Here is a 23,496-nt window from a genome sequence, read left to right as displayed (position 1 = left end):
GCGTCAAGGAAGGCGTCATCGAAGCGATGAAGTTCTTCACAAACGTCAAAACATATTCCCTGCCCTGGCCAGACTGACATTCCTACCCCTTCCGTTCTCGGGAGGGGCCTCAGATATATCTCCCTGGAACTTGCGGACCTTTCTCGGTCCGCATCTTTTCCAAAGCGACAGCGAGGAGCGGAAATGCCACAGATTGTCCATACCGAAGGGGAATCAAATACTTCGGAAGCACGCAAAGCATGGCTGAAGAAGTCCATTGGGCCCAAATCATCGCCTTTGCTGAAGCGTGACGCGGATGTTTTTCTGCATCAATCCCTGTCCAGCCCCTGTGTCAGCACGATTGCCCGGGCAGAAGGCATCTGGATCGAGGACATGGATGGTCGCCGCTACATGGACTTCCATGGCAATTCGGTGCATCACATCGGCTATGGCCATCCTCGGTTGGTGCAGGCGATCAAGGATCAACTGGATGACCTGCCCTTTGCCCCACGCCGCTTCACCAATGACCCGGCGGTGGAACTGGCCGAAAAGCTGATTGCCATCACCCCCGGTGATCTGGGCAAGGTGTTGTTCACCACCGGCGGCTCGGACGCCAATGAAGTGGCCCTGAAAATCGCCCGCGCCGCAACAGGCCGGTTCAAAACGCTCAGCTTCTGGGACGCATTCCATGGCGCGGGTTTTGGTGCGGCAAGCGTTGGTGGCGAGGCCACGTTCCGCAGCCATATCGCAGGTCCACTATTGCCGGGAACCGAGCATGTGGCACCATTCCACCCTACCCGTTGCCCCTATGGGCACACAACGCTTGAGGCCAGTGCCGAAGCCTGTGCCAACATGATCGACTATGTATTGGAACGCGAAGGCGACATCTGCGCCGTGGTGGCCGAAGCGATGCGCGCGGTCCCCATCGTGCCGCCTCCGGGTTTCTGGAAACGAGTGCGCGAAATCTGCGACAACCATGGCGCGTTGCTGATCCTGGACGAGATCCCGACCGGCCTGGGTAAGACTGGGCGTATGTTTTCGTTCGAGCATGACGAGATCATTCCTGACATTGTCACCATCGGCAAATCAATGGGCGGAGGTATCCTGCCCATCGCCGCCTGCATTGCACGCAAGAACCTGGATGTGTGCGGAGATTTTGCCATCGGGCATTACACACATGAAAAGAACCCAGTGACCGCCCGCGCCGCCTTAACCACGCTGCAGATCATCGAGGATGAGGGATTGGTCGAGCGCGCAGCAAAGTTGGGCGAACACGCAACGACCCGCCTGATTGATGCGCTGCAGAATGTTCCCATCGTCGGAGATATCCGGGGCCGTGGCCTTATGTTCGGGATCGAGATTGTCGAAGACCGCGCCACCAAGGCGCCGGCAAATGCCCGCGCGGAACGGATCTATTACGCCTGTCTTGAGGCGGGGCTGAGCTACAAGATCAGCCAGGGATGCGTGCTGACCCTGTCGCCGCCGCTGATAATTTCCCAAGCGGAGTTGGACCGGGCGATCGACATCGTTGTTGCTGCAATCGAAGACGAGATTTGACCCGCTGAACCACATCCGCCGGGCAATGTAGGATTAAACGAATAAGCGGCGGCCATATGGATCAGTGCCTAAATGAAAGCAGTACTGCAGAATCGACTGGAACGCCCGCGCGCGATGACGTGTTAGAAGAAACACTATTTGCGGGGTCTCGAATGAAAACTGCGATGACCTGAGCCGAGTTTGCAGTCGGAGTGAAGTATGGCAATTGTCACCTTTGTGATCAGTCTGGCCGGGGCAACCATGCTACTGCTTTTTGCGGTGCGCATGGTGCGTACCGGGATCGAACGCAGCTATGGCGCGTCGTTCCAGCGGGTGATGACGCAGCAGCGCAGTTACTTGCAAGCCTCGCTGGTGGGCGTGGTGATGGCAATGGTGCTGCAAAGCTCGGCCGCTGTAGCCCTGTTAAGCTCGGGCTTTGCTGCCAGTGGAATGCTCAGCTTTCCGGCTGGGCTGGCCATTGTTCTGGGCGGCGATCTGGGCTCAGCTCTGATCATTCAGATCCTGTCGTTCAAACTGGACTGGCTTGTTCCCTTACTGTTGGCCATCGGCGGCTATCTGTTCGTCAAGACCGAAGCCAAGAAAGCCCGACAGCTGGGACGTATCCTAATGGGTGTGGCCTTTATCCTGATCTCACTTAGGTTCCTGCGAGAAGCGATGGATCCTATCCGCGACAGCGCGTTTCTGCCTGCCGTGGCCGATTACCTGGCACGCGACTATATCACCGCCTTCCTTGTCGGTGGAGCACTGGCCTTTGTGATGCATTCGTCGGTCGCGGCTATTCTTATGTGCGTAACGCTTGTACAGATTGGCGCGATCCCGTTTGCTGCGGGCATGTCGCTAGTCATTGGCGCGAATTTCGGTTCGGCCTTCATTCCGGTCTGGTTGACACGTGGGATGCCTGTGACGGCCAGGCGGATACCCTACGCCAATCTGACGCTGCGGGGCAGTTGGGCTTTGATTACCCTGTTTGCGGCAAATATGGTCCTACGCATCGGGCTTTTGGGCGACCCGCAAGGAGGCCAGATGCTCGTCAACACCCATATTGCCTTCAATCTGTCGCTTCTGGTTCTGGCGCTTCCGTTTTGTGGCCGTTTGCAGAAACTGTTTGAAACGCTCCTGCCGGATCAGAAGAAAGAACCGCGTACTCAATCCACAAGACCGGTTAGCGCGTTGGACATGAAAAGTACCGCGGTCCCCAGCCAGGCCATACCTAGCCTCAAACGAGAACTGCTGCGGATGAGCGATCTTGTCGAAACCATGTTCCGCCCCGTCCTTGAACTGTATCGCAGCGGAGACAAAGAACAGATCCGGTCCGTTCAGGCCATTGACGAGGGCGTAAACCAGTGCCTGTCAGGGATTCGGACCTTTGTTGCCGCAATGCCCGCGGAACTCTATGAAAAACAGGATGCAAAAACCGCGCGCGACCTTATGGAAATTGCGATCCGGCTTGAAACGGCGGGTGACGTTGTGGCAAAGCGCCTAACCGTGTTGGCAAGTGAAATACGAGCCAAGGGCTCGAGTTTCTCGCAGGAAGGCTGGTCGGAACTGGTTCAGATGCACGAGGGTATTCTGGCTAATATGAAGCTGGCATCGAATGTACTTATCTCGGACGATCTGGAAAGCGCGCGGCTTCTGAGCCTGGAGAAAACCGAAATTAAGCGGGTAGAGCGTGAGAGCCGGAAACGACATCTACGCCGGTTACAGCGCGGGACAACGGAAAGCTTCGATACCAGCGATATTCATCTGGAAACGTTGCGCGCGTTTCGCGAATTCAACAGTCACATCGCGTCTGTTGCGTATCCAGTCCTGTACCGGAATGGCCAATTGCTTGAAACACGATTGATTAAGGAAATAGCCGATTAGCGAGGTATCTTGTTTGCTATTCTTGGACCTCCGTTTCCTAACCTTAGTGGTGGACCAGTTCAGTTGGAAAGGCTCAGGCGACGCCTTGCGCAATGATGAATAAACGTGACATAGGAAACCTCTCAGGGCTGTGACCATTGCGTCCATCCCCAAGCGAAATGCTGTAACGGCAATTACTTCCGGCGCGGGCATCTCGTGGTCAGGTAGAACTCTCACCAAGGCTCCGCAGGTTGGCTCGGTGTTCCGCATCTCTCCAAATAGTCTGGCGACGCAAATATCCGCTGCCGCATCACACCGATCCGTCGAACAACAAGGGCCGCATCCGGCATCACGGCGCGGATGCGTATCGACAGATCGAACCCGGCCTCGATCATTTCTATCACATTGTCGTCTATAGAAAGCGTAAATCGCAGGTCGGGATAGGCTTCTAAAAACTCGGGAAGCATCGGTGCTATATCGGTCTGGCCGAAAGAGCCTGATGCATTCACCCAAAGGTGTCCACGCACCGCGCTCGAATCTTAACTGATGGTTTGCTCCGTTTTTTTTCCGCATCGTGGGTTCCATTTGCGTCCTGACAAGAAGGACTGCCGATGTAAGTCATTGGCATGGATCGGGTCGTTCTGGTGCGAAGGACGGTTCCCAGACTCTCTTCCAGTAGCTTGATTTCTCTGCTGAGAAGCGCAGGAACTGCACACGACGCATAGTCGGCCGTGGATCTTTGTTGTTGCTCACCTCGCGGATCGCCTGCAGCCAACAACATCATTCATTGTGACGAGGGAGCCGAATACTTCTACGACCGCCGCAACCGCTGGCCGACCAATCGCCTGCTCCAAGGCTAGCTGCCTAGCGAAAGCAGGGTCCGCGTCCAACGCAACAGCCAGAGCCGGAACGCGATCGAGCGCCACCTTGGACCGACTCCGCTTGATCATCGTGATCATGTTTTGGTTCACATAGCCGGCCTGTCCCGCACCCTCAGTCTGGCTATTAGTCGATTTCCGTTCGAGCGCCAGGTGCTCAACGTATTTCGCCAAACTTGTTTTTCGTATGGTTTCTAAGTCATCGCTGTCTTCTCAAAAGTGTCGCGGCACGCGCTGCATGGCTTCTCTGTAGCGAGCCTGACAATGGGAAATTGTTGCGAAAAAACAAACAACCAAAATGCTTAGCCGTTTGAGATCAACCCAGTCTAACTCGGCCTATCTATCCAGGCGGAAAAACAGCGGTCTTTTTTACCGTTCCATAGACAAAGCTGGTATCGATCGAGGCTATTCCACCGATCGGATGAATTCGGTGGCGAATAAATTCCTCGTATGCCTCGAGATCCGATACCAATACCCGCAACTGGTAGTCCATTGCGCCGGTCAGCACGTGGCATTCAAGAACTTCGTCGATCATCCGAACACGCTTTTCGAAGTTCTGAACGTCCGTTTCATTGTGCCGCTCTAACCGGATACGCACGAAGACGGTAATGGCCATCCCATATGCGGCAGCGTCAACATCAGCACTGTATCCTTTAATCACTTCGTTGGCTTCAAGGTTTTTGACACGGCGCAAACACGGTGAGGGAGACAAGTTCACTTCGTCAGCGAGATCCTGGTTCGTCATGCGCCCATCTCGCTGCAACGCTCGAATGATCTGTCTGTCCTTAGCGTCCATTTGCTCCCCTTAGTTAGCAGAATCTGCCAATTTTGCCGCACATGTTGGTATTTTTCGCAACCATTTTCCCAAAGTAAAGGCGCAAACTGGCTTCAACATGAATCAGGAGCTTGCAATGACTCGTTCAACCGGATTTGCCACCCGCGCCATTCACCACGCTTATAACCCTCTGGAAAATGACGGCGCGCTGACACCACCGCTGCATTTGACGTCCACGTTTACTTTTGAAACCGCAGAAGCAGGTGGCGAGATGTTCGCCGGTGAGCGTGAAGGTCATATCTACAGCCGTATTTCAAACCCTACATGCGACCTTCTTGAACAACGCATTGCCGTGCTTGAGGGGGCCGAGGCTGGGCTGGCTCTTTCAAGCGGCATGGGGGCGATCACTGCGGTGCTTTGGACACTCCTGTCGCCGGGTGATGAGGTAATCGTCGACAAAACGCTTTATGGCTGCACGTTCGCCTTCATGCGTCACGGATTGGCGAAATGGGGGGTCACGATCACTCATGTCGACATGACAGACCCTGACAACCTGAAAGCGGCTGTTTCCGACAATACCCGCGTTGTCTATTTCGAAACTCCGGCCAATCCGAACATGCGCTTGGTGGACATCGCCGCCAGCGCCGAAATTGCGCACTCGGTCGGTGCCACGGTTGTCGTCGACAACACCTATGCCAGCCCGTATCTGACCCGCCCGATCGAGCACGGGGCTGACATTGTTCTGCACTCCGCTACCAAGTACCTCGGCGGGCATGGCGACGTGGTCGCTGGCCTGGTTGTAGGGACCACCGAACAGATTTCTGAGATCCGTCTGGTTGGGATGAAGGACATGACCGGCGCGGTAATGGCCCCGTTCAACGCGATGCTGATCCTGCGAGGTCTGAAAACACTGAACCTGCGGCTGGATCGTCACTGTGCGTCCGCCAAGGTCGTTGCAGATTTCCTCAAAGCACATTCCGCCGTCGGCGAGGTTTACTTCCCCGGGCTTGAGAGTTTCGCCCAATACGATGTCGCGCAGCGCCAGATGTCCCAACCCGGCGCCATGATAGCGTTTGAAATCAAGTCCGGCCTGTCCGGTGGGATTGAATTCATGAACCGCCTGAACATGATCCAGCGCGCGGTATCCTTGGGCGATGCAGAATCGCTGATCCAACACCCAGCATCCATGACCCATTCGACGTATACGCCGGAAGAGCGGGCGGAGCATGGGATCAGCGATGGCCTGATCCGTCTGTCCGTCGGGCTGGAGGATGTCGAAGACATCCTTGCAGACCTAGAGCAAGCTTTGCCCTACCCTGCCCGCAGCGCCGCCTGATCCCGGAGACCACCATGCACATCGATCCCACCCAACTGAAGATCGTCGAACAGCGCCTGCTGTGGTTGTCGCATTGGATGATCCACCATGCCAACCATGTCCGACCAAAGGTGGATGGGATCAAGATCGGTGGCCATCAGGCTTCGTCTGCTTCGATGGTATCGATCATGACCGCGCTCTACTTCTCGGCCTTACGCCCAGAGGACCGGGTTGCAGTCAAACCCCATGCCTCTCCGGTTTTCCATGCGATGCAGTATCTCATGGGCAATCAAACGCGCGAGAAGATGGAGAGTTTTCGCGGATTCGGGGGTGTGCAAAGTTATCCCAGCCGGACCAAGGATATTGACGATGTTGATTTCTCGACCGGATCAGTGGGTCTGGGTGTCGCGATCACCTCGTTTGCCTCGATCATTCAGGACTACATCAAGGCCAAAAGCTGGGGCTCGGACGCCCCAATGGGGCGTATGGTGGCCCTCGTGGGCGATGCTGAACTGGATGAAGGCAACGTTTATGAGGCGTTGCAGGAAGGTTGGAAGAACGATCTGCGTAACACGTGGTGGATCATCGATTACAACCGACAGTCACTAGACGGTATCGTCCGGGAAGGATTGTTTGAACGGATCGAGAAAATCTTCGATGCGTTCGGTTGGGATGTCGTTCGTCTAAAACACGGGGTCCTGCAACGCGCGGCTTTTGAAGAGCCCGGCGGCAACCGCCTGCGTGACTGGATCGATGCTTGCCCCAACCAGGACTACTCCGCTTTTACTTTCATGGGTGGCGCGAACTGGCGTCAGCGTCTTTTGGACGATCTGGGGGATCAGGGGGATGTGACTGCTCTGATCGAACGGCGCACGGACGCGGAACTTGCTGCCTTGATGGAAAACCTTGGCGGCAACTGCGTCGAGACCATGGCCCAGGCATTTGCCGCCATCGATCATGATCGCCCAACATGTTTCCTAGCCTACACCGTCAAAGGATGGGGCACCCCCATTGCAGGCCACAAGGACAATCACGGCGGGCTGATGAACAACAGCCAGTTTGCCGCGTGGCAGTCGCACATGGGCGTGCCGAAGGGCGAAGAATGGGAGCCACTTGCGACGGTGCAAGACCCAGACACGCTCAAGGGTTTTCTGGCGAACACTCCGTTCTTTGCCAAAGGTCCGCGCCGCTACTTTGATGACAAGCTGGAAGTACCGCCTATCGAGATCGACACTGCTCGCGAAATCTCGACCCAGATGGCGTTTGGCAAGATCCTTGACGATCTATCAAAAGGCGACAGCCCACTGGCTGAGCGCATTGCGACCACGTCCCCAGATGTGACAGGCACGACAAGCCTTGGCCCATGGGTAAACCGGCGCAAGTTGTTTGCCCGATCCCAGCAAGCCGACGCCTTCATAGACCATCGGATCCCTTCGACGGCGAAATGGGAGTTCACGCCAGAAGGGCAGCATATCGAGCTTGGTATCGCCGAAATGAATCTCATGTTGCTTCTGGGTGCGGCGGGTCTATCGCATTCCCTTTTCGGTAAGAGGCTGATCCCAATTGGCACCGTCTATGATCCATTCGTCAGCCGCGGCCTCGATGCTCTGAATTACGCCTGTTATCAGGACGCGCGCTTCATGTTGGTTGGCACACCATCGGGTGTCACACTCGCACCCGAAGGTGGAGCACATCAATCCATCGGAACACCGCTCATCGGGATGAGCCAAGACGGGCTGGCCGCTTTTGAGCCCGCCTTTGCCGACGAACTGGCGGTGATTATGGAGTGGACCTTTGACTACATGCAGCGCAACGGCGAAGGGCAACCGAACGAGCGCACCTGGCTACGTGATGAAACCGGAGGGTCTGTCTATCTGCGCCTGACGACCAACCCGATTGAACAGCCCGGCAAACGTGTCGACAACGAGTTTCGCCAAGGTGCCATCGACGGGGCCTATTGGTTGCGAAAACCAGGACCCAATTGCGAAGTCGTAATCGCCTATCAAGGCGCAGTCGCACCGGAGGCAATCAAGGCTGCCGGTCTGATTGGCGAGGGTCGTCGCGATATAGGTGTTTTGGCCGTGACATCGGCAGATCGGCTGAATGCCGGATGGACCGCCGCTCAACGAGCGCGCTCTCGTGGTAACCGGTCGGCACGCTCTCATATCGAAACCCTGATGTCCGGCCTGCCGACCCATTGCAAGCTTGTCACTGTTATCGATGGTCATCCTGCGACTCTTTCCTGGCTGGGGGCTGTGCTTGGACATCAGACCATTCCAATGGGGGTCGAGCATTTTGGCCAGACCGGAACGATCGACGATCTTTATCGCCACCATTGCATAGACGCAGACGCTATTCTGGAGAAAGTGAATGGTCTAACCCAAGGCAAGGCTCTTCACCGAGCGTAGATGGGTGGAATTAGGTAAAAATACAGAGAACAGCGCTCCTTTGACTAAAAATGGTCCGTTGTCAGAGTTTTTGGAACCAAGAACGGCTTAAATTAAGAGAGTGTTTGGCACATCTGGTTGGATTGATTACCCATCGCTAATTGGATACGACCGACGGCACTAGCGCGCCCAATAGCAAAGAAAACAAGTTCCGTTGGGACTACGTTTAACTAAAGCGGGATTGGTGACCGCGGTCAGCATCGATGGATGAAGCTATGGGAAAATCTGAGCCGCAGCAGTTGATCACGCGTCTATCCAAGCCGCGCGGTGGACGGCAGCTTTAGACCAACCAGGGCATCAAAGCTGCTCGCTTCAGAACGGTTTTGGTTTGCGCTTACAGAGGTGCCGCTCATTTGTTTTATTCACCACGAAGGTTCCAGTAACTTAAAAAAGGCGGCTGCCGTAGTCGCAACTAAGACGGCTGCAATTTGATCGATCCTAGGCTGAGACGTCAAATCGGAATGCCAGAGATTTGTCGAGTGTTCTGCGGCACCCAACCCCTTTTTGCTTTCAATGCTAAATTGAGCGCTTGGAGAATCAACATGAATCGTGTTTGGTGCCCGCGATGGTTCCCGACCGCTTTGTGCGATCCGGGATAAAAGGGAATACGGTGCGGTCCCTGTTAAAGAGGCCAAATCCGTGACTGCCCCCGCAACTGTAGGCGGTGAGCGACCCGAGATCGTCCACTGGGCATTTGCCTGGGAAGGATCGGGACAGCGTTGACCCGCAAGTCAGGAGACCTGCCATCCGACTATGAATGAACCTGGGCGGGGTGTCCCAGAGGGAGATGACAATGTTTCAAACGGCCTTTGCCGTCCAAAGACTTGCACTCGCTTCGCCCTCGCACAAACGGAGGAGGCGATGCCGTTGTCATTGCAGAAATCTGAAGCCCGACCCTGCGCAATCTACGGGGTCATCGTCCCCTCACCAGAGCTTTTTAGCTACACCTCCGCATTAGACGCGGGAGAAACCCGATGACCCGGCGCGCAACGGATTTTAGCGCCGGTTCGCAACGGGGCCGCTGCCTGACCGAATTCAGCATACCAGTGTTGGTTGGCGGCGCTTTGACCCTGTCTGCCTTGCTGTGGCTGGCAATAGTTTCGGTGATTTGATGTCGGCCGTTCTTCAAATCCGCGATCTTACTCTTGGTTACCGCGACCTGACATTGTTCCGGCGCCTGTCCATGGATATCGACGCTGGCACAACTCTGGCCGTTCTGGGGGCGAACGGGTCGGGCAAAAGCACCTTTGTCAAAATGCTACTGGGTCTGATGGATCCGCTCTCGGGCAATCTCAACTGGCCCAAGGGCCGCCCGGCCGAAATCGGATATCTGGCGCAAATGACCGAGTTCGACCGACGTTTTCCCATTCGCGTGCGCGATCTGGCCGCGATGGGCGCGTGGCGCGGGTTTGGTTTCCGCTCGGGGCTGGACAGTACCGCACGCGACCGGATGACGGCGGCGCTGGACGAGGCCGGCGTTCTGGATATTGCCGACCGCCCCCTACACATGCTGTCGGGTGGTCAACTTCAGCGCGCTTTGTTCGCGCGGGTCATCATGCAGAACGCCCCATTGATCCTGCTGGACGAACCCTTTGCCGCCGTAGACCAAAGCACCGAGGCGCATCTTCTGTCGATCATCCGCCGCTGGCGCGACGAAGGTCGTGCCGTAGTGCTGGTGGTGCATGATCTGTCATCGGTTCTGGACCACTGCAGCCACACTCTGCTGCTGGGCGGGCAGGAAGCCACCCATGGCACAGTGAATGACGTCCTGACCCCCGACAGGCTGGTCGCACAGGGGTACCTGTCCGAAAGCCAAGCCTCCTGGATGTTTCGAAGCAATCCACCCACAGCGGAGACCGCGCATGTTTGACCTCCTCACTGAAATGTGGAGCTTTGCCTTCATGCGCCGTGCTTTTGTGGCAACCACGGTCTTGTCAGCGTCGGTCGCGCCGGTGGGGGCGTTCCTTGTCCTGCGCCGACTGTCGCTTGCGGGTGAGGCAATGGCCCACGCGATCACGCCCGGTATTGTCATTGGCTTTGTCACAGCGGGGCTGTCAGTCATGTCCCTGCTGATTGGAGGATTGATCGCCGGGGTCGGCGTCGCCATCCTGACAGCGCTGCTGGCCCGCCGGACCATTTTGCGTAGTGATGCCAGCCTTGCGTCGCTCTACTTGATCGCGCTGGCAGTGGGCATTTTTATCCTGTCCGCAGCTGGGTCCGCCGTTCCGCTGAAAAGCTTTCTCTTTGGCTCGATCCTTGGGATAGACGATGCCTCGATGCTGCTTGTGGGAGGCGTTGCGACGGTGACGCTGGTGGCGTTCGCCTTCCTGTTGCGCCCCCTGATAGTCAGCACCTGCGATCCTGTGTTTTTTGAGACCCAGACCCGCCGCCCCTGGTTGGTCGATCAGGGTTTCATGCTGTTGCTGGTTCTGAACCTGCTGGCCGCATTCAAAACACTGGGTACGCTGATGGCCGTTGGCCTGATGATCCTGCCCGCGACTGCGGCCCGTTATTGGGCCAGTACGATCACCGTCCAGCTGGTTTTGGGCTTCATATTCGCCTTGTCCAGTTGCTGGATCGGTCTGACCCTGTCCTACCTGTTCCCCGACACGCCCTCGGGTCCGGCCATCGTGCTGGTTGCCGGCGCGTTTTTCCTGTTCTCGGCCATATTCGGCCCGCTTGGTTTTGGCGGGCGGCTGCGCAAACCGTCCGTTTCAAAAAACATTCCCGTTGCGCAAGTTCCACAAGAAGAGAGAGCACAATGACTCTTAGGAATTCCTTTTATGCCAGCGTCGCCTCGGCATCCCTCGCTCTGGTCGCATTCCCGGCCGTGGCTGGTAAAGACGATGTAAAGATCGTCGCCAGCTTCTCGATTCTCGGCAACATGGTCGAAGAGGTTGTCGGCGATCTGGCCGCTGTTACGACCATCGTGGGCCCCGACGCCGATGCGCATGTCTATCAGCCGTCGGTCGCCGATGCGAAGGCTGTGGCCGAAGCGGATATCATCTTTGTCAATGGCCTGGGTTTTGAGACATGGTCTGACACTTTGATCTCGGAATCAGGCACCGAAGCAACCGTGCATGTCGCAACCGAGGGCGTCACCCCGGTCAAGGTCGATGGTGAAATCGATCCCCATGCGTGGAACTCTCTGTCGAATGGTGTGGTTTACGTTACCAACGTGGCAGACGCGATGAAAGAAGCGATGCCCGAACACGCCGACCAGATCGCCGCCAATGCCGATTCCTATATCGCCGAGTTGGAAGCCCTGGATGCGGAAACCAAAGCCAAGCTGGCTGACCTGCCCGCAGATCGCCGCACTGTGGTGACGGCACATGACGCGTTCGGCTATCTGGCGGATGCGTACGGAATGAAATTTCTGGCACCTGTCGGTATCGATACCGAGGCAGAACCTTCGGCGCGAGAGCTTGCTGTTCTGATCGACCAGCTGAAAGCCGAGGGCGTGGCAGCACTGTTTGTTGAAAACATCACCAGCCCCGCTCTGGTCCAACAGATTTCGGACGAAACCGGCATTGAGATCGGCGGCCGTCTGTTTTCGGACGCCCTGTCCGAACGTGGTGGCCCGGCGACCAGCTACTTGGCAATGTTCCAGCATAACCTGGGCACACTGCTGGAAGCTCTGTCCCAAGAAGCAGCCAGCTAAAGCGATTTCTTACGAGTTGGTTCTCGAAATGACCGCCGAGAACCGCTCCACACTTTATCTACAGGGCAGCCGCGTCGAGGCTGCCCAACAGTATCCTCTTTGTCCGCGATCTTTGAACTCGTTCATCCGATGAATTTGCTCAAGCAGCGAATGGTAGGTTCAAACCCTAGGTGCACGGTAACATCCGGTTGGATGTGACATACCTCATCCGCCAGAACATTGATCAGATTTTGCACGCGGACTCACATTCTTCAATTGCGGAAAGACCCGACGAAATCGATACCTAAGTGCCTCGACGGGTTTACCGTCAATAAAGCTCTTTATGGTGCGATGTGCTGTCCATCCCGGCGTTGTACCGAATTTTGCTCTTACACAACCGCCATGCAGAGCGCCGATATCTTTCCCAAGTTTGAACGTCGCAGGGTCTTTGTGGGCGGATTTCAGGTTTTGGCCGACGGTCCTGAGAGAATCTGCAGCGCGTTGGAGCAGATCACAAAACGCCACGCCGCGGCTGTTAAATGAATTGGTCACATTGGAATTCTACAAAGCTTTTCGGAAAGAGCACTGCACATTGGGAATACCGCAGCGGCGCCGTACGGAATTCAGGAAGCGACAGCATTCTCATCCCCGAAAAATTGGAGTTGGGCCTTTGGTGGAAGTCGAGGGAATCCGTTCGATCTACTGAATGGTCGATTTGCCCCACATTTACCAACCTCTATGTTACTATTCGGTGCGGTTGATCTGACTCCACATTTGGAAATTACAGCTGTCTCCGTAGTGAAGGTCCCGGCGAAATCTGAAGAAAATGCGTCAAAACTTGGCGATGTGATTCGACGGAAGTCCCTGATCCACCAATCAACTCACAATTCGCTTAGCTAATAGCTCAGACGTATTGATTTCGTGTGTGGAAATGTGGCGATAAACTGACCGCTCAACCCTCTATTCGACACGAGTTGCCACATTGCGACCACAGACCTAAGGCGCGCAACATATTAGTGAGATTAGATTCTATTTTCCCCCTTAACGTGTGCTGAAACCTTTGTTAGCCAGAAGTTAATAAAATAAACAAAAGGTTACGGAATGCGTATTTTGAGGATCGCTTTTGGCGGAGTTGTTTATGCATCTATTGCGTGTGTCACATCTGCAGACGTTCCTGCGGGTATAGCCGCCCTTGAAGCTGGTAATGTTTCGGGCGCCGTCGAGGAGTTCCAGACTGGGTTTGACGACGGTGACGCTGATGGTGCTTTTTTTATCGGACGCTTGTTTGAAATGGGTTTAGGCACCGAGCGCGACATGCCTCGCGCTGTCGAGCTCTATAGCGCAGCGGCAGATCAGGGCAGCGCTCTGGCGCGGAACCGGCTTGGCTTAATGTATCTGAATGGCGAATTGGTCTTGCAGGACTATCAACGCGCTGCGGAGCTAATTTGTGCAGCGGCTGAATCCGGCGATGCCAACAGCGCATTCAACTGCGGGCTACTATTCGCGAACGGACAAGGCGTAGAGCAGGATACGGCCAAGGCTGTGACCTACTGGCAGCAAGCCGCAAAGCAGAACCATGTCGCGGCAGTTAATTATCTGGGACAGGCCTACCGCGATGGCCAAGGTGTTGAACAGAGCTATGAGACTGCCTTCGAGAATTTCTCGCGCACCGGTTCGGCGGGCAATCCGTTAGGGCTCTTCGAACTGGCTAAAGCCTATCAATCAGGAAACGGCGTGGAGCAGGACCCCATCAAAGCGCATGGATATGCCAACCTGGCGTCTGCACGGGGGATGGATGAGGCCCGTGCGCTGAGAGATGCTTTGAACGCACAGCTAAATCGCGAAGACCTGGCGGCGGCGCAAAGTTTTGCCCGCGATTGGACAGCGATACCGCTTGATCAGGCCGCGCAGTAGCGCGCGGCTAGTCGAATTTGAATATCAGCCAAATCAGTCTGTTGCTCTCGACCATGAACAATATTGCAAAAATTCTCGCTGTTCTTCTGTGTGTTCTGAGCGGCTGCACAGAGACTTCTCCAGAGAAGCTCAAGGAAATCTATAGCGTTTCTCGCTCAAGAGACGGCAGCTATTTGGCAAACGTCGAGATTCGTGAAAACCAGGCGGGTCAGCAAGACAAGTTCAGCCAGAACGCATTCAACGAGATTTGTGCGGGACCAGCGACTATCAAGTCCCGTTCCGTTTCCGCCCCTTTCGACAAACAAACCACATACACACAGAAGACATGGAACGCGACCGCCGGGCAATTGGTCCAGACAGCAAGTTTTCCGGTGAACACGCCGCATGTTCGCATGACGTACAGGTTCGAGTGCGCATGAGAAGCAGTGTCATATACCTGTTGGCCGCGAGTATTAGTTTAGCTCTGTTCCACTGCACAGCACTGGCGCAAGAAGTAAGTACCCAGCCCACGGAAGAAGTGTTTTCGGATTGGCGCGTTCTGTGTCAACCGGTGGAGCAGGATTTCGACTGCCAGATGATGCAGAGCGTTGCCGCCGAAGAGAGTGGCCCGCCTGTATTCCTGCTGAGCGTGTCTGAAGATGAAGGAACGGACCAAAGCTATGCGGTTATGACGGTCCCCGTTGGTGTTTATCTCGCACCGGGGATCGAACTGCATGTGGACAACCGTCGACCATTCAAGGTTCTCTACGAGGTTTGCGATCAGTTTGGGTGCCATGCGGGGTTTCGAATGGACCGGGACGTCCTGACGGCCTTTCGCGAAGGGCTGGATGTGAAGGCCAGGGTCTGGACAGCCCGCGACAAGGCCGTTGATTTTCCTGTGTCGCTGCGCGGGTTCACAGCTGCCTTCAGGCGCTTCAGCACGGGAGATGACAACTGATGGGCCTACGTTCTCTTGTCTCACCCGCAGCAATTGCTTCCGGACTGTTTTTGATATCGGCATCGGGGGCGTTGGCGCAAAGCATCTTACCGGATGACTTACGGCGCATAGGCAATGATATCCAGCAGCAACAAACCCAGCAGACTGAAGAACAAGAACAACGTCGTCGAGAGTTTGAGGAACGTGAAGATGCGGTACAAGACGAAACCGCTGGGGCGGACCTCTATGTTCCTCCTCCAGGCGGTCCCTGTTTTGAGATCCGCAGCATTGACCTAGAAGGCTTTGAAGCATTCAAGCGTGAGCCCGACGGCTATGGCGATCTGATCGGCACCTGTGCGACGGCGGCTGACATCGCGCAAACGCTGAATCTGATCAATACGTTCTATCAGGAGTTGGGCTTCATCACGACCCGCGCCTATGTACCGGAACAGGACATCGCAGACGGGTCTCTGGCGATCACCATCGTACCGGGCCGTATTGAAGGCTATGTCTATGGGTCCGGCAAGCCGGCGGATGCGCGTCTGGGCGCAGCCTTCCCGACCGAGCGCGGCGACCTTCTGAACCTGCGCGACTTGGAGCAAGGCCTTGAGAATATCAACGCCCCGCGGTCGGCAAGCGGCCAGTTTCAACTGGTACCGGGCGAGACGCCTGGTGGGTCGTTCATCCAGGTTGATGTGCAGGATCGACGTCCATGGTATCTGGATTTCCAGTTCGACAATTCCGGTTTTGAATCCACAGGCCGAGTCAAAGGTACCAGCACCTTTGGCCTCGACAACGGGTTGAACCTCAATGACCAGTTGAGGATCGGGATCAGCACCACCCCGCTTGAAGAACGTGGTGAGCGCTATTCGGATTCTGTCTCTCTCAACTGGGGTCTGCCGGTGGGCAACTGGCTGTTCAACGCGGATTTGGGAACAAGCGATTACCAGTTTATCACCCAAGGCATAAACCAATCGTTTGTCACAGAAGGGCGAAGCCAATACCTGATCCTGCTGACCGAGCGCTTGTTGATGCGGAACCAGACCTCAAAGGTTTACGCCTATGGTGACCTGAAGCTGAACAGAACCAAAACCTCGATCAACGGCATCGAGATCACCAGTCAACGTCAGCGCCTGACAATTGCCTCGCTGGGCCTGAGAGGTGAACAGACCATCGGACAGGGTCGGCTGTTCTGGAATATAGGCGTGAAAACCGGGCTCGATGCGCTGGGGGCCGATGTTCCGGAACTCAGTGTCATCGATCAGGATTTCCGTCTTGTGAAGCTCCGCGCAGATTTTTCTGCTCCGATTGGAAAAGGTGGGCTTACATATCGCGGTACATTGGCCGGGCAATACTCGGACGATATCCTACCAGGGATCGAACAGTTCGGCATTGGCGGATGGAGCACAGTTCGGGGTTTTCACGACAATAGCCTTTATGGCGACACCGGGATCTATTTGCGCAACACCGTCGAATGGAGTGCCTACAAGGCGAACCGATTTGAAGTCCGCATGAACGCCGGTCTCGATTTCGGGTATGTCAAACCGTCAGCATTGCGCCGCTGGTCTCAGGATCACCTGGCTGGTATCAGCCTTGGCGCCGATATCATCATGAACAATCAGGTAACTTTGCAAATGCAGGTGGCACATGCGTTGAGCCGCCCTGAGGACTCCCCGCCTAATACCAACCCAGCCTTCGAGTCCGACAAGACCGTTGGATACGTCAGCTTGAGGTTGCAGTTCTGATGAGATTTCTGGCCGTTCAAAGTAATTTGGGAAGTGTTGTCCATGCGTAGACATGTTTTTGAGAAAGTCGTTTCTTCGGTCCTGACGCTAGCGCTCACCGTACAACCTGCTTTGCTGCATGCGCAGAACATCCAACCTGTGAACCCGAATTCAGGCCCGCGTCCGCATGTCGACCAGTCGCTCAACGGCACCACCGTAATCAACATCTCGACCCCGAATGGCACGGGCGTCAGCCACGATGTCTACACCGACTTTCAGGCAGATGACCTGATCCTGAACAATTCCGCCGCGATCACCAACACGCAATTGGGCGGTGTGATTGAAGGCAACGGCAACCTGACACCGGGGCAAGAGGCCAATCTTTGGATTGGTGAGGTCGTCGGGGGCAATCAGACCCAGCTCAACGGTATTCTGGAAGTGGCCGGTGAGCGCATGGATGTGGTGGTCGCCAACGAGTTTGGCATCACCTGTAACGGCTGCGGTTTCATCAACGCTGGCCGTTCGACCCTGACAACTGGCAAGCCGCAGTTTGCCGGCAATGGTGCTCTCACGGGGTTTGACGTGCGCCGGGGAACGGTCACAATCGGCACCGGAGGTCTGAACCCGGAGAACCGGATAGGTCTGACCGACACCAGCCGCGTCGATGTGATCGCCCGAGCGGCAGCGATCTATGGTGAGATGCGTGCGGATCAGCTCAACATCGTCGCTGGCGCCAACCAGGTGGACTATAACTGGTCCTACGATCCGGAAACGGGCGCTGTGACCGGGATCACCGAACAGGCAGGTGAGGGTGCAGCCCCAGCATTGGCTGTCGACGTCGCCGCTCTTGGTGGCATGTACGCCAACGCGATCCGTTTGATTGCCACCGAGAACGGCGTGGGTGTGCGTCTGAATGGGGATATGGCCTCTTCAACCAACATTGCACTGCGGGCTGATGGGCAACTGACGCTGGGTGCCCCAACTGGTGGTCGCACACCGCAAATCCGTGCGGGTGGGCGCGTTCACGTCCGAAACCAGGGCCCGATCCTCTTGGAAGGGGCAATTACCTCTGAAAGCGGTGATCTGATCAACATCAGAACCAGCACCGGTGACCTGACCTTCAACGGACAGGCAACTGGCGGCGCAATCCGTCTGGAAAGCGCCGGTATGCTGAACATCTCCGGCGCAATTGTCGCGCGAGAGGCGTTTGCGGCCGTATCAACTGGTAGCTCTGTGGCGCTGGACGGCAATTCCGAAGTCTTCGCACAGTCCATCGATGTTGATGCTCTGACGCAGCTGACTTTCGACGGCAAAGCCGCAGCCCTTGAGACGGCTTCGCTTACAGCCGGAACTGAGCTGGCGACAGGGTCGGGCTCAGAATTGGTTGCGGAGTCAGTAGCACTCACTGGCGGTGACGCTCGTATCGATGGTCAGGCACAAGCGCTTGAGACATTTTCTGTTGCAGCGATAGACGGGTCGGTTGTTCACACGGGATCGTCACGCGGGCAATCTGTCACCATAACCAGTGACGATATACGGACAAGCGATGGATCGCAGATCGCTGCCGTCGAAAACCTGTCGGTCACGGCTAAGGATCAGGCAGTCATTGATGGGGAGCTGGTTGCAGGGCAGCGTGCAAATCTGTCGGTGACTGCGGGTGATCTCGACCTTCAGGGACAGATCAATGCGCGCAACTCCGATGTTACGGTGTCCGGACAGACCAGCCTTGGCGCAGAGGCGCTGGCGGTGGGTCAATCTGTGCTGGAGTTTCAGTCCGATGCGCTAAATGGCGGACTGAATACATCTCATTTCGACCAGTTGCGTGCAGGTGATGGGCTGGCAATCACGTTGGACACCGGTGGTTTGTCTGTTGGCGCATCCGAAAAGGTGGAGTTTGATGGCGACCTTTTGCTCGATCTTGGGGACACCCTTGAGAACCAGGGCACAATCAAGGCGAGCGGTAACCTCCAACTGCGCAGCGGTTCTGATCTGAACAACCGCGGTGGTCTGCTGAAGTCCGGCAAGACAATGCAGCTGGTTGCCCGCGATGGCACCGTCCTCAATCAGTCCGGCCGCATCGAAGCAGATGGTGGTCTGGCTATTGAGGCGGAAACTTTTGACAACCGTTTCGACAGCATTGTGACTGAACCTTCACAGTCGGGCGTCGAGATATTTGCGGGAACCCCGGACAACAAGACCGCGAGCCGGAGGGTTTCAACGAACCCGGCCGATCTGGAATTGGAAAGTTGTTTCACCAGCTCTAGAAACAATTCACCCACTCCTATCAGCTCAAGCTGTGCGACGGTTCATGGAGGTACTGGCCACGGTGGCGTGACTTGGAGTACTGGGACTTCTGTTGCCGCTTCGGGAGACAAACCCGAAGTTCTTTCCGGCGCTGGAATTGCCATTCAGGCTGATACTGTACGCAACGACGCCGGATTGATTTCTGCCGAGGCAGGGATCGATATCCACAGCTCGAGCTTTGCAAACAAAGGATACCAAGACAACAAGGTCACACATACGGCGACTTATACGAGGAGTGTGACGACAGAAATCAATGAGGGCAGCGGCGGCAGCGACGCCACCTTTTACACGAGAACAGAGATCGTGTCCTACTCGCCTGTTTCGCGTGTGACCTCGAACGGTGCGACGTCGGAGATCGGCCAAATATTGGCGGGTGGAGCGATCGATATCAACAGCGCGGCGGTGGTGGCGAGCGGTGATATCCGATCTGGTACCACGAGCGTTGTTGCGCCGCGTGATAGTTCCGCTGTGGCAAGCGCACCGCTACCTGAACTGGTTGTCCCCGGGTCGACTCTGACACCAGTACAGCCCGAGCTTCAGGATCTGGCCAATTTGGATACCTTGATTGGAGAGGGTCGGACAAACTTCGGTACAACCCCTGTCTCTTACGAAGACTTCATCTCTTCTGACTATTTTTTGGATCGCCTGCAAATCCAGGATGAGCTGTTTCAAAACATTATTCGGCCAGCCGAGTGGAGCGGTTACCCGAACGACGGCACCAGCTATGAAGGTGGAGATGCAGTCCAGGGTCCGGGGGGCGGATTCAACGGCTTTGGCGACCGCTTCGGTTTGTCCGAAAGCGGGTTGCTCGCATCGCTGGACAAAGCCAACACATCAGACAACGGTGACCTGACGATCATTGCCGGCCAGATTACCGGTTCGGGTGGATCGCTGATTTCTGAGAATGGCTCACTGTCCCTGACGTCCTTCGGCGACATCGCTTTCGAAGACACCGAACTTGGTGCTGATCTGGTCGATATTGTCACTGGCGGGGATTTCTCCGGCAAAGCGCTGGTGATCAGATCAAGCTCTGACACATCGATATTTGCTGCGGGTGACGTCACTATCGAAGGTCTGGCGCATACCGAAGAGTATTACACGAACACCAGCGTAACGAGGATCACCAAGAACCTGGCATCCCGGTTCGAGACGGGTGGCAACCTGTCCATCATTTCTTCTGCGGATATGACACTGGCTGGCGTCCAGGCGCAGGTCGTAGGAGATACGCGGCTAACGGCAGGTGGTGGCCTCTATCTGCTCGCTGAGCAGTCGGGTGTTCAATACAGTGAAGGCGATGCGAAGAACGGGACGGATCGCCTGACGCTGACCGCACAGGTCACTCAATTGTCCACTGGCGGCGACTTTATCGCCAACGCGGGTGGTGATGCGGTACTGATCGGCACTCAGATTGATGCGGGCGGAAGGGCACATCTGGCTGCTGTTGGCGACGTGGTTCTTGCCGCTGCGCAAGACATCGCCAAATCGGAAACCCGCGAAACCAGCAGAGGGTTCCTGTCGAAGAAAAAGGAAACGCGGTCGACGCTTGCCGTAACCAACCGTGGTGCCGGGATCACGGCACGCGGCGGCATCGATGTTATCGCTGAAACCGGTGACCTGACCACAGCTGGGACGGAGTTTGCCAGTACTTCTGGTGATATCAACCTCACTGCGACCGAAGGAAACATCCTTGTTGGCACTTACACCGACGTTTTTGAAGAGACGCATATCAAGGAGAAGAGCTATCTTGGTGGTTTGCTGAGCAAATCCAGCCAGCTACACACGGTCGATCACATCAATACCGGCACTGACGCGCTGGCAGCATTGGATCTGAGCATCGCATCAGGCACGGACACAACGCTTGTTGGGGCAACGCTCTCTGCCGGTCAAAACTTGAATATCACAACCGGTGGCGACTTTTCGGTTCAGGCCGCTATCGACAGCCACCGGTCCGAATTCTTTGAGACCGACATGGGTCTGGTCACCATGACCACGATCACCGAGACCAGCTTTACCGAAACGGCCGTGCTGACCGAGCTGCTTGCTGGGCAAGGCATGAATTTTGACATCAGCGGTGATGCTGAGCTGGTCCTGTACCAGACCGCTGGTGTCGACGCGCCAAACCCGCAAGATCTCTACCCTGAGGAACTCCTGGCCATCGACGGACTGGAACTGATCAGTCAGGAGCTGGCGGATGAGTACTTCTACGAAGAGAAGACTCAACTCTCGCCCGCGTTCAAGGCGCTCGTTGCGGTTGTGGTCGCAGCTTACGTCACGCCCCACCTTGTTGGTGAGTTGCTTCCGAACCTCACCTCGGTAGCCGTCTCCAACGGAGCTAATGCGTTCACGTCAACGACGTTGGTTGAAACGCTGGATGGCGTCGTCGCCGGAGATCTCGACCTGGGTGCAATCCTGGAAGCAGCCACGTTCTCGGGTGTCTCGGCCGGGCTCACATCTGGCGTAAACCTAAACATTCCCGAAGGCAGCCCTCTGAATGACGCGCTCATTGGCGGGCTCGGCAAACCAGGTTCTGGCCAACTTACTTTGGGAGGCGTGCTGGAAGGAGCACTAGATGCTTCGATTTCTTCCGGTCTAAGTTCCGCGGTCTATGGGACCGATTTTGCTGATGGGTTTTCGGCGAGCCTTGTTCAAACAGTCACCAACCTGGCTCTGGCGGACGCCCAGTTTGAGATCGGGGATTTGGGCAATGGCATTGAAAACTGGGAAGGTTCAGCTGGTCATATTCTGCTCCACGCGCTTGCGGGCTGTGCTGCGGCTGAGGCGTCTGATGCGGATTGTGCGGCTGGTGCTGTCGGCGGTATCGCACAGAGTGTTTATGCAGGAACGCTGGAAGATTTGCCCCCGGAGGAAAGGGCGCAGGCACTTGTAAACTCTGAAGTCATTGGCGCATTGGCAGGGTTCACCTTCTCAGGTGGTGAAGCAGACAACGTGGCAGTGGCTTCGAACGTTGCCCGAAGTGGTCTTGAAAACAATTACCTATCCCATGATCAATGGGCTGAGCTTACCGCAAAAATTGAAAGCTGTGCAGGAGATACGTCCTGCGTGGAAGAGCACCTGCTCGAATACACTGCCACATCAATGGCTCAGAACCTGGAGCTGAACAGCTGTATCAGCAACAGCGATATTGCCTGCGTTCAGGGTATTCTTGACGATTTGAGGGACTTGAAATCGGTTTATGCGGACACCTTCAATAGATTTGAAGAAGTGCTGTCGGATGCGGGTCTGGATGTAAGAGACAACGCGCTTGTCGAAGGTCTGCTCGGCTTGGATGATCAGGGCCTTTATCAAGGCCACGTCATATCCTTCAACAAGGATCAATTCGATGGCACTTTGCTTGGTGACTATCACGAGTTTGCGGCAGCAAATTGCTCCGTCGGCACGGATTGCTTGAGATCGTTTTCCAAACACAGACAAGAGGAGTTTGAAAACGGCGCAACGGCACTGATGATCGCAGGCGCGGCCCCTGCGCTGGTCGGTGCTGCGATAATTGCAGGGCCAGAAGTTGTTGCGGCACTCGCAGCTTGCTCGTCCAATCCCCTCTGCTTCACCAATCTGACCGCCGCTGTTGGCGAAGCTGGACTGGGATTGAGCGGCGCCACTGCGGGCCAAACGTTCTTCGCGGCAGGTGGTACGGCAGCTGCCGCAGGCGGGCGCCTAGTTCTGCAACATGGTGATCAAATCATCGCAGTGTTTGATGATGTCGGGAACATCTTCAAACCTGTGTCACAAACCGTCGATGACAGCGGACGCTTCCTGGTCACAAATACCGATGGAGCTGTCGGGTATCTCGATAGTGGCAGTAAGTTCGTGTTTAGCGCACCAAATAGAACACAGCTAATCGACAACTTGCAGGCGAGCGGAACTAAGATCACTCCTGAGAATGTGGTGGCCATCCAGAAACTACCCGACGGTCGGACAGTTTGGTTGGAGACAGGTAACGGCGCTGCGGGATTACAACACATAAACCGACATGCTGATGAGTTTTCTCAGAAGGGTATTTCCCAAGACCAAATCCCTGATGCTGTATTCTCGGCACTTCAACAAGATAAAATTGTTGGCTATCAGGGTTCTGGAGCTGGCCGTCCGATCTATGAATATACCTTCAATGGTGAGATACACCGAATGGCGATTACTGTGGGAGACAACGGTTTTATTGTTGGAGCCAATCCCGCATCAGTACCTTAGAG

General features: G+C 55.8%; 16 protein-coding genes and 1 riboswitch. Of the genes, 13 read left to right on the top strand and 3 right to left on the bottom strand.

What is annotated here, in order from left to right; all coding sequences use genetic code 11:
- Positions 1-183: 183 nt before the first annotated feature.
- Both pbfA and AC2FEE_RS04455 read left to right on the top strand, forming a co-directional pair.
- The gene (pbfA, locus tag AC2FEE_RS04460; RefSeq protein WP_496863323.1) at positions 184-1,536 is read left to right on the top strand and encodes a (R)-1-hydroxy-2-aminoethylphosphonate ammonia-lyase; all 1,353 of its coding nucleotides are present in this window, start codon (positions 184-186) and stop codon (positions 1,534-1,536) included.
- A 198-nt stretch (positions 1,537-1,734) separates the two neighbouring features.
- Complete coding sequence (locus tag AC2FEE_RS04455) at positions 1,735-3,399, top strand: Na/Pi cotransporter family protein (protein ID WP_496863322.1); 1,665 nt, start codon at positions 1,735-1,737, stop codon at positions 3,397-3,399.
- Positions 3,400-3,611: 212 nt separating this feature from the next.
- Here the strand turns inward: AC2FEE_RS04455 and AC2FEE_RS04450 are convergent, their stop codons facing one another.
- Together AC2FEE_RS04450 and AC2FEE_RS04445 are read right to left on the bottom strand one after the other, a co-directional pair.
- Positions 3,612-3,905 carry a LysR substrate-binding domain-containing protein gene (locus tag AC2FEE_RS04450; protein WP_496863321.1) on the bottom strand — a complete coding sequence of 98 codons (294 nt, stop codon included), beginning with the start codon at positions 3,903-3,905 and terminating at the stop codon, positions 3,612-3,614.
- A 691-nt stretch (positions 3,906-4,596) separates the two neighbouring features.
- Positions 4,597-5,052 (bottom strand): Lrp/AsnC family transcriptional regulator, encoded by a 456-nt coding sequence (locus tag AC2FEE_RS04445; RefSeq protein WP_496863319.1) that lies wholly within the window; start codon positions 5,050-5,052, stop codon positions 4,597-4,599.
- A gap of 115 nt (positions 5,053-5,167) precedes the next feature.
- Here AC2FEE_RS04445 and AC2FEE_RS04440 point away from each other — a divergent pair, with 115 nt between their 5' ends.
- The 6 genes from AC2FEE_RS04440 (at position 5,168) to AC2FEE_RS04415 (ending at position 12,454) form a co-directional block, all read left to right on the top strand.
- Positions 5,168-6,367, top strand: a complete 1,200-nt coding sequence (locus tag AC2FEE_RS04440) for a methionine gamma-lyase (protein WP_496863317.1) — start codon at positions 5,168-5,170, stop codon at positions 6,365-6,367.
- A 14-nt stretch (positions 6,368-6,381) separates the two neighbouring features.
- Positions 6,382-8,754 (top strand): thiamine pyrophosphate-binding protein, encoded by a 2,373-nt coding sequence (locus AC2FEE_RS04435; protein WP_496863316.1) that lies wholly within the window; start codon positions 6,382-6,384, stop codon positions 8,752-8,754.
- 587 nt (positions 8,755-9,341) lie between these two features.
- Positions 9,342-9,555, top strand: a riboswitch (cobalamin riboswitch).
- Positions 9,556-9,767: 212 nt separating this feature from the next.
- Positions 9,768-9,905 carry a hypothetical protein gene (locus tag AC2FEE_RS04430; RefSeq protein WP_496863315.1) on the top strand — a complete coding sequence of 46 codons (138 nt, stop codon included), beginning with the start codon at positions 9,768-9,770 and terminating at the stop codon, positions 9,903-9,905.
- Entirely contained in the window at positions 9,905-10,663 is a 759-nt protein-coding gene (locus AC2FEE_RS04425; RefSeq protein WP_496863314.1) for a metal ABC transporter ATP-binding protein, read from the top strand. The genes AC2FEE_RS04430 and AC2FEE_RS04425 overlap by 1 nt, the downstream gene beginning before the upstream one ends.
- Entirely contained in the window at positions 10,656-11,558 is a 903-nt protein-coding gene (locus AC2FEE_RS04420; RefSeq protein ID WP_496863313.1) for a metal ABC transporter permease, read from the top strand. Before AC2FEE_RS04425 ends, AC2FEE_RS04420 begins: the two co-directional genes overlap by 8 nt.
- On the top strand, positions 11,555-12,454 hold the full coding sequence (locus AC2FEE_RS04415) for a metal ABC transporter solute-binding protein, Zn/Mn family (RefSeq protein ID WP_496863311.1): 900 nt from the start codon (positions 11,555-11,557) through the stop codon (positions 12,452-12,454). The genes AC2FEE_RS04420 and AC2FEE_RS04415 overlap by 4 nt, the downstream gene beginning before the upstream one ends.
- A gap of 204 nt (positions 12,455-12,658) precedes the next feature.
- Here AC2FEE_RS04415 and AC2FEE_RS04410 read toward each other — a convergent pair whose 3' ends face one another.
- Positions 12,659-12,985 carry a hypothetical protein gene (locus AC2FEE_RS04410; protein ID WP_496863310.1) on the bottom strand — a complete coding sequence of 109 codons (327 nt, stop codon included), beginning with the start codon at positions 12,983-12,985 and terminating at the stop codon, positions 12,659-12,661.
- Between the two features lie 549 nt (positions 12,986-13,534).
- Here AC2FEE_RS04410 and AC2FEE_RS04405 point away from each other — a divergent pair.
- The 5 genes from AC2FEE_RS04405 to AC2FEE_RS04385 are packed head-to-tail and all read left to right on the top strand — an operon-like array spanning position 13,535 to position 23,494.
- Positions 13,535-14,347, top strand: a complete 813-nt coding sequence (locus AC2FEE_RS04405; RefSeq protein WP_496863309.1) for a tetratricopeptide repeat protein — start codon at positions 13,535-13,537, stop codon at positions 14,345-14,347.
- A gap of 53 nt (positions 14,348-14,400) precedes the next feature.
- The gene (locus tag AC2FEE_RS04400; RefSeq protein WP_496863307.1) at positions 14,401-14,766 is read left to right on the top strand and encodes a hypothetical protein; all 366 of its coding nucleotides are present in this window, start codon (positions 14,401-14,403) and stop codon (positions 14,764-14,766) included.
- Positions 14,763-15,284: an invasion associated locus B family protein gene (locus AC2FEE_RS04395; RefSeq protein ID WP_496863306.1), complete on the top strand. Its 522-nt coding sequence runs from the start codon at positions 14,763-14,765 to the stop codon at positions 15,282-15,284. The genes AC2FEE_RS04400 and AC2FEE_RS04395 overlap by 4 nt, the downstream gene beginning before the upstream one ends.
- Positions 15,284-17,008 (top strand): ShlB/FhaC/HecB family hemolysin secretion/activation protein, encoded by a 1,725-nt coding sequence (locus AC2FEE_RS04390; protein ID WP_496863305.1) that lies wholly within the window; start codon positions 15,284-15,286, stop codon positions 17,006-17,008. Before AC2FEE_RS04395 ends, AC2FEE_RS04390 begins: the two co-directional genes overlap by 1 nt.
- Before the next feature lie 42 nt (positions 17,009-17,050).
- Positions 17,051-23,494: a two-partner secretion domain-containing protein gene (locus AC2FEE_RS04385; RefSeq protein WP_496863304.1), complete on the top strand. Its 6,444-nt coding sequence runs from the start codon at positions 17,051-17,053 to the stop codon at positions 23,492-23,494.
- The last annotated feature ends 2 nt before the right edge of the window (positions 23,495-23,496 follow it).

The sequence above is a fragment of the Ruegeria sp. YTSC199 genome (genome assembly GCF_059609725.1).
Note: the sequence above shows the minus strand (reverse complement) of the source record. Positions and strands in the feature narration are given on the sequence as shown.

Coding starts and splice junctions, on each gene's coding strand:
- AC2FEE_RS04415 (WP_496863311.1), top strand. CDS start 11,555: ATGACTCTTAGGAATTCCTTTTATGCCAGCGTCGCCTCGGCATCCCTC.
- AC2FEE_RS04420 (WP_496863313.1), top strand. CDS start 10,656: ATGTTTGACCTCCTCACTGAAATGTGGAGCTTTGCCTTCATGCGCCGT.
- AC2FEE_RS04395 (WP_496863306.1), top strand. CDS start 14,763: ATGAGAAGCAGTGTCATATACCTGTTGGCCGCGAGTATTAGTTTAGCT.
- AC2FEE_RS04440 (WP_496863317.1), top strand. CDS start 5,168: ATGACTCGTTCAACCGGATTTGCCACCCGCGCCATTCACCACGCTTAT.
- AC2FEE_RS04455 (WP_496863322.1), top strand. CDS start 1,735: ATGGCAATTGTCACCTTTGTGATCAGTCTGGCCGGGGCAACCATGCTA.
- AC2FEE_RS04435 (WP_496863316.1), top strand. CDS start 6,382: ATGCACATCGATCCCACCCAACTGAAGATCGTCGAACAGCGCCTGCTG.
- AC2FEE_RS04430 (WP_496863315.1), top strand. CDS start 9,768: ATGACCCGGCGCGCAACGGATTTTAGCGCCGGTTCGCAACGGGGCCGC.
- AC2FEE_RS04445 (WP_496863319.1), bottom strand. CDS start 5,052: ATGGACGCTAAGGACAGACAGATCATTCGAGCGTTGCAGCGAGATGGG.
- AC2FEE_RS04385 (WP_496863304.1), top strand. CDS start 17,051: ATGCGTAGACATGTTTTTGAGAAAGTCGTTTCTTCGGTCCTGACGCTA.
- AC2FEE_RS04425 (WP_496863314.1), top strand. CDS start 9,905: ATGTCGGCCGTTCTTCAAATCCGCGATCTTACTCTTGGTTACCGCGAC.
- AC2FEE_RS04405 (WP_496863309.1), top strand. CDS start 13,535: ATGCGTATTTTGAGGATCGCTTTTGGCGGAGTTGTTTATGCATCTATT.
- AC2FEE_RS04400 (WP_496863307.1), top strand. CDS start 14,401: ATGAACAATATTGCAAAAATTCTCGCTGTTCTTCTGTGTGTTCTGAGC.
- AC2FEE_RS04390 (WP_496863305.1), top strand. CDS start 15,284: ATGGGCCTACGTTCTCTTGTCTCACCCGCAGCAATTGCTTCCGGACTG.
- pbfA (WP_496863323.1), top strand. CDS start 184: ATGCCACAGATTGTCCATACCGAAGGGGAATCAAATACTTCGGAAGCA.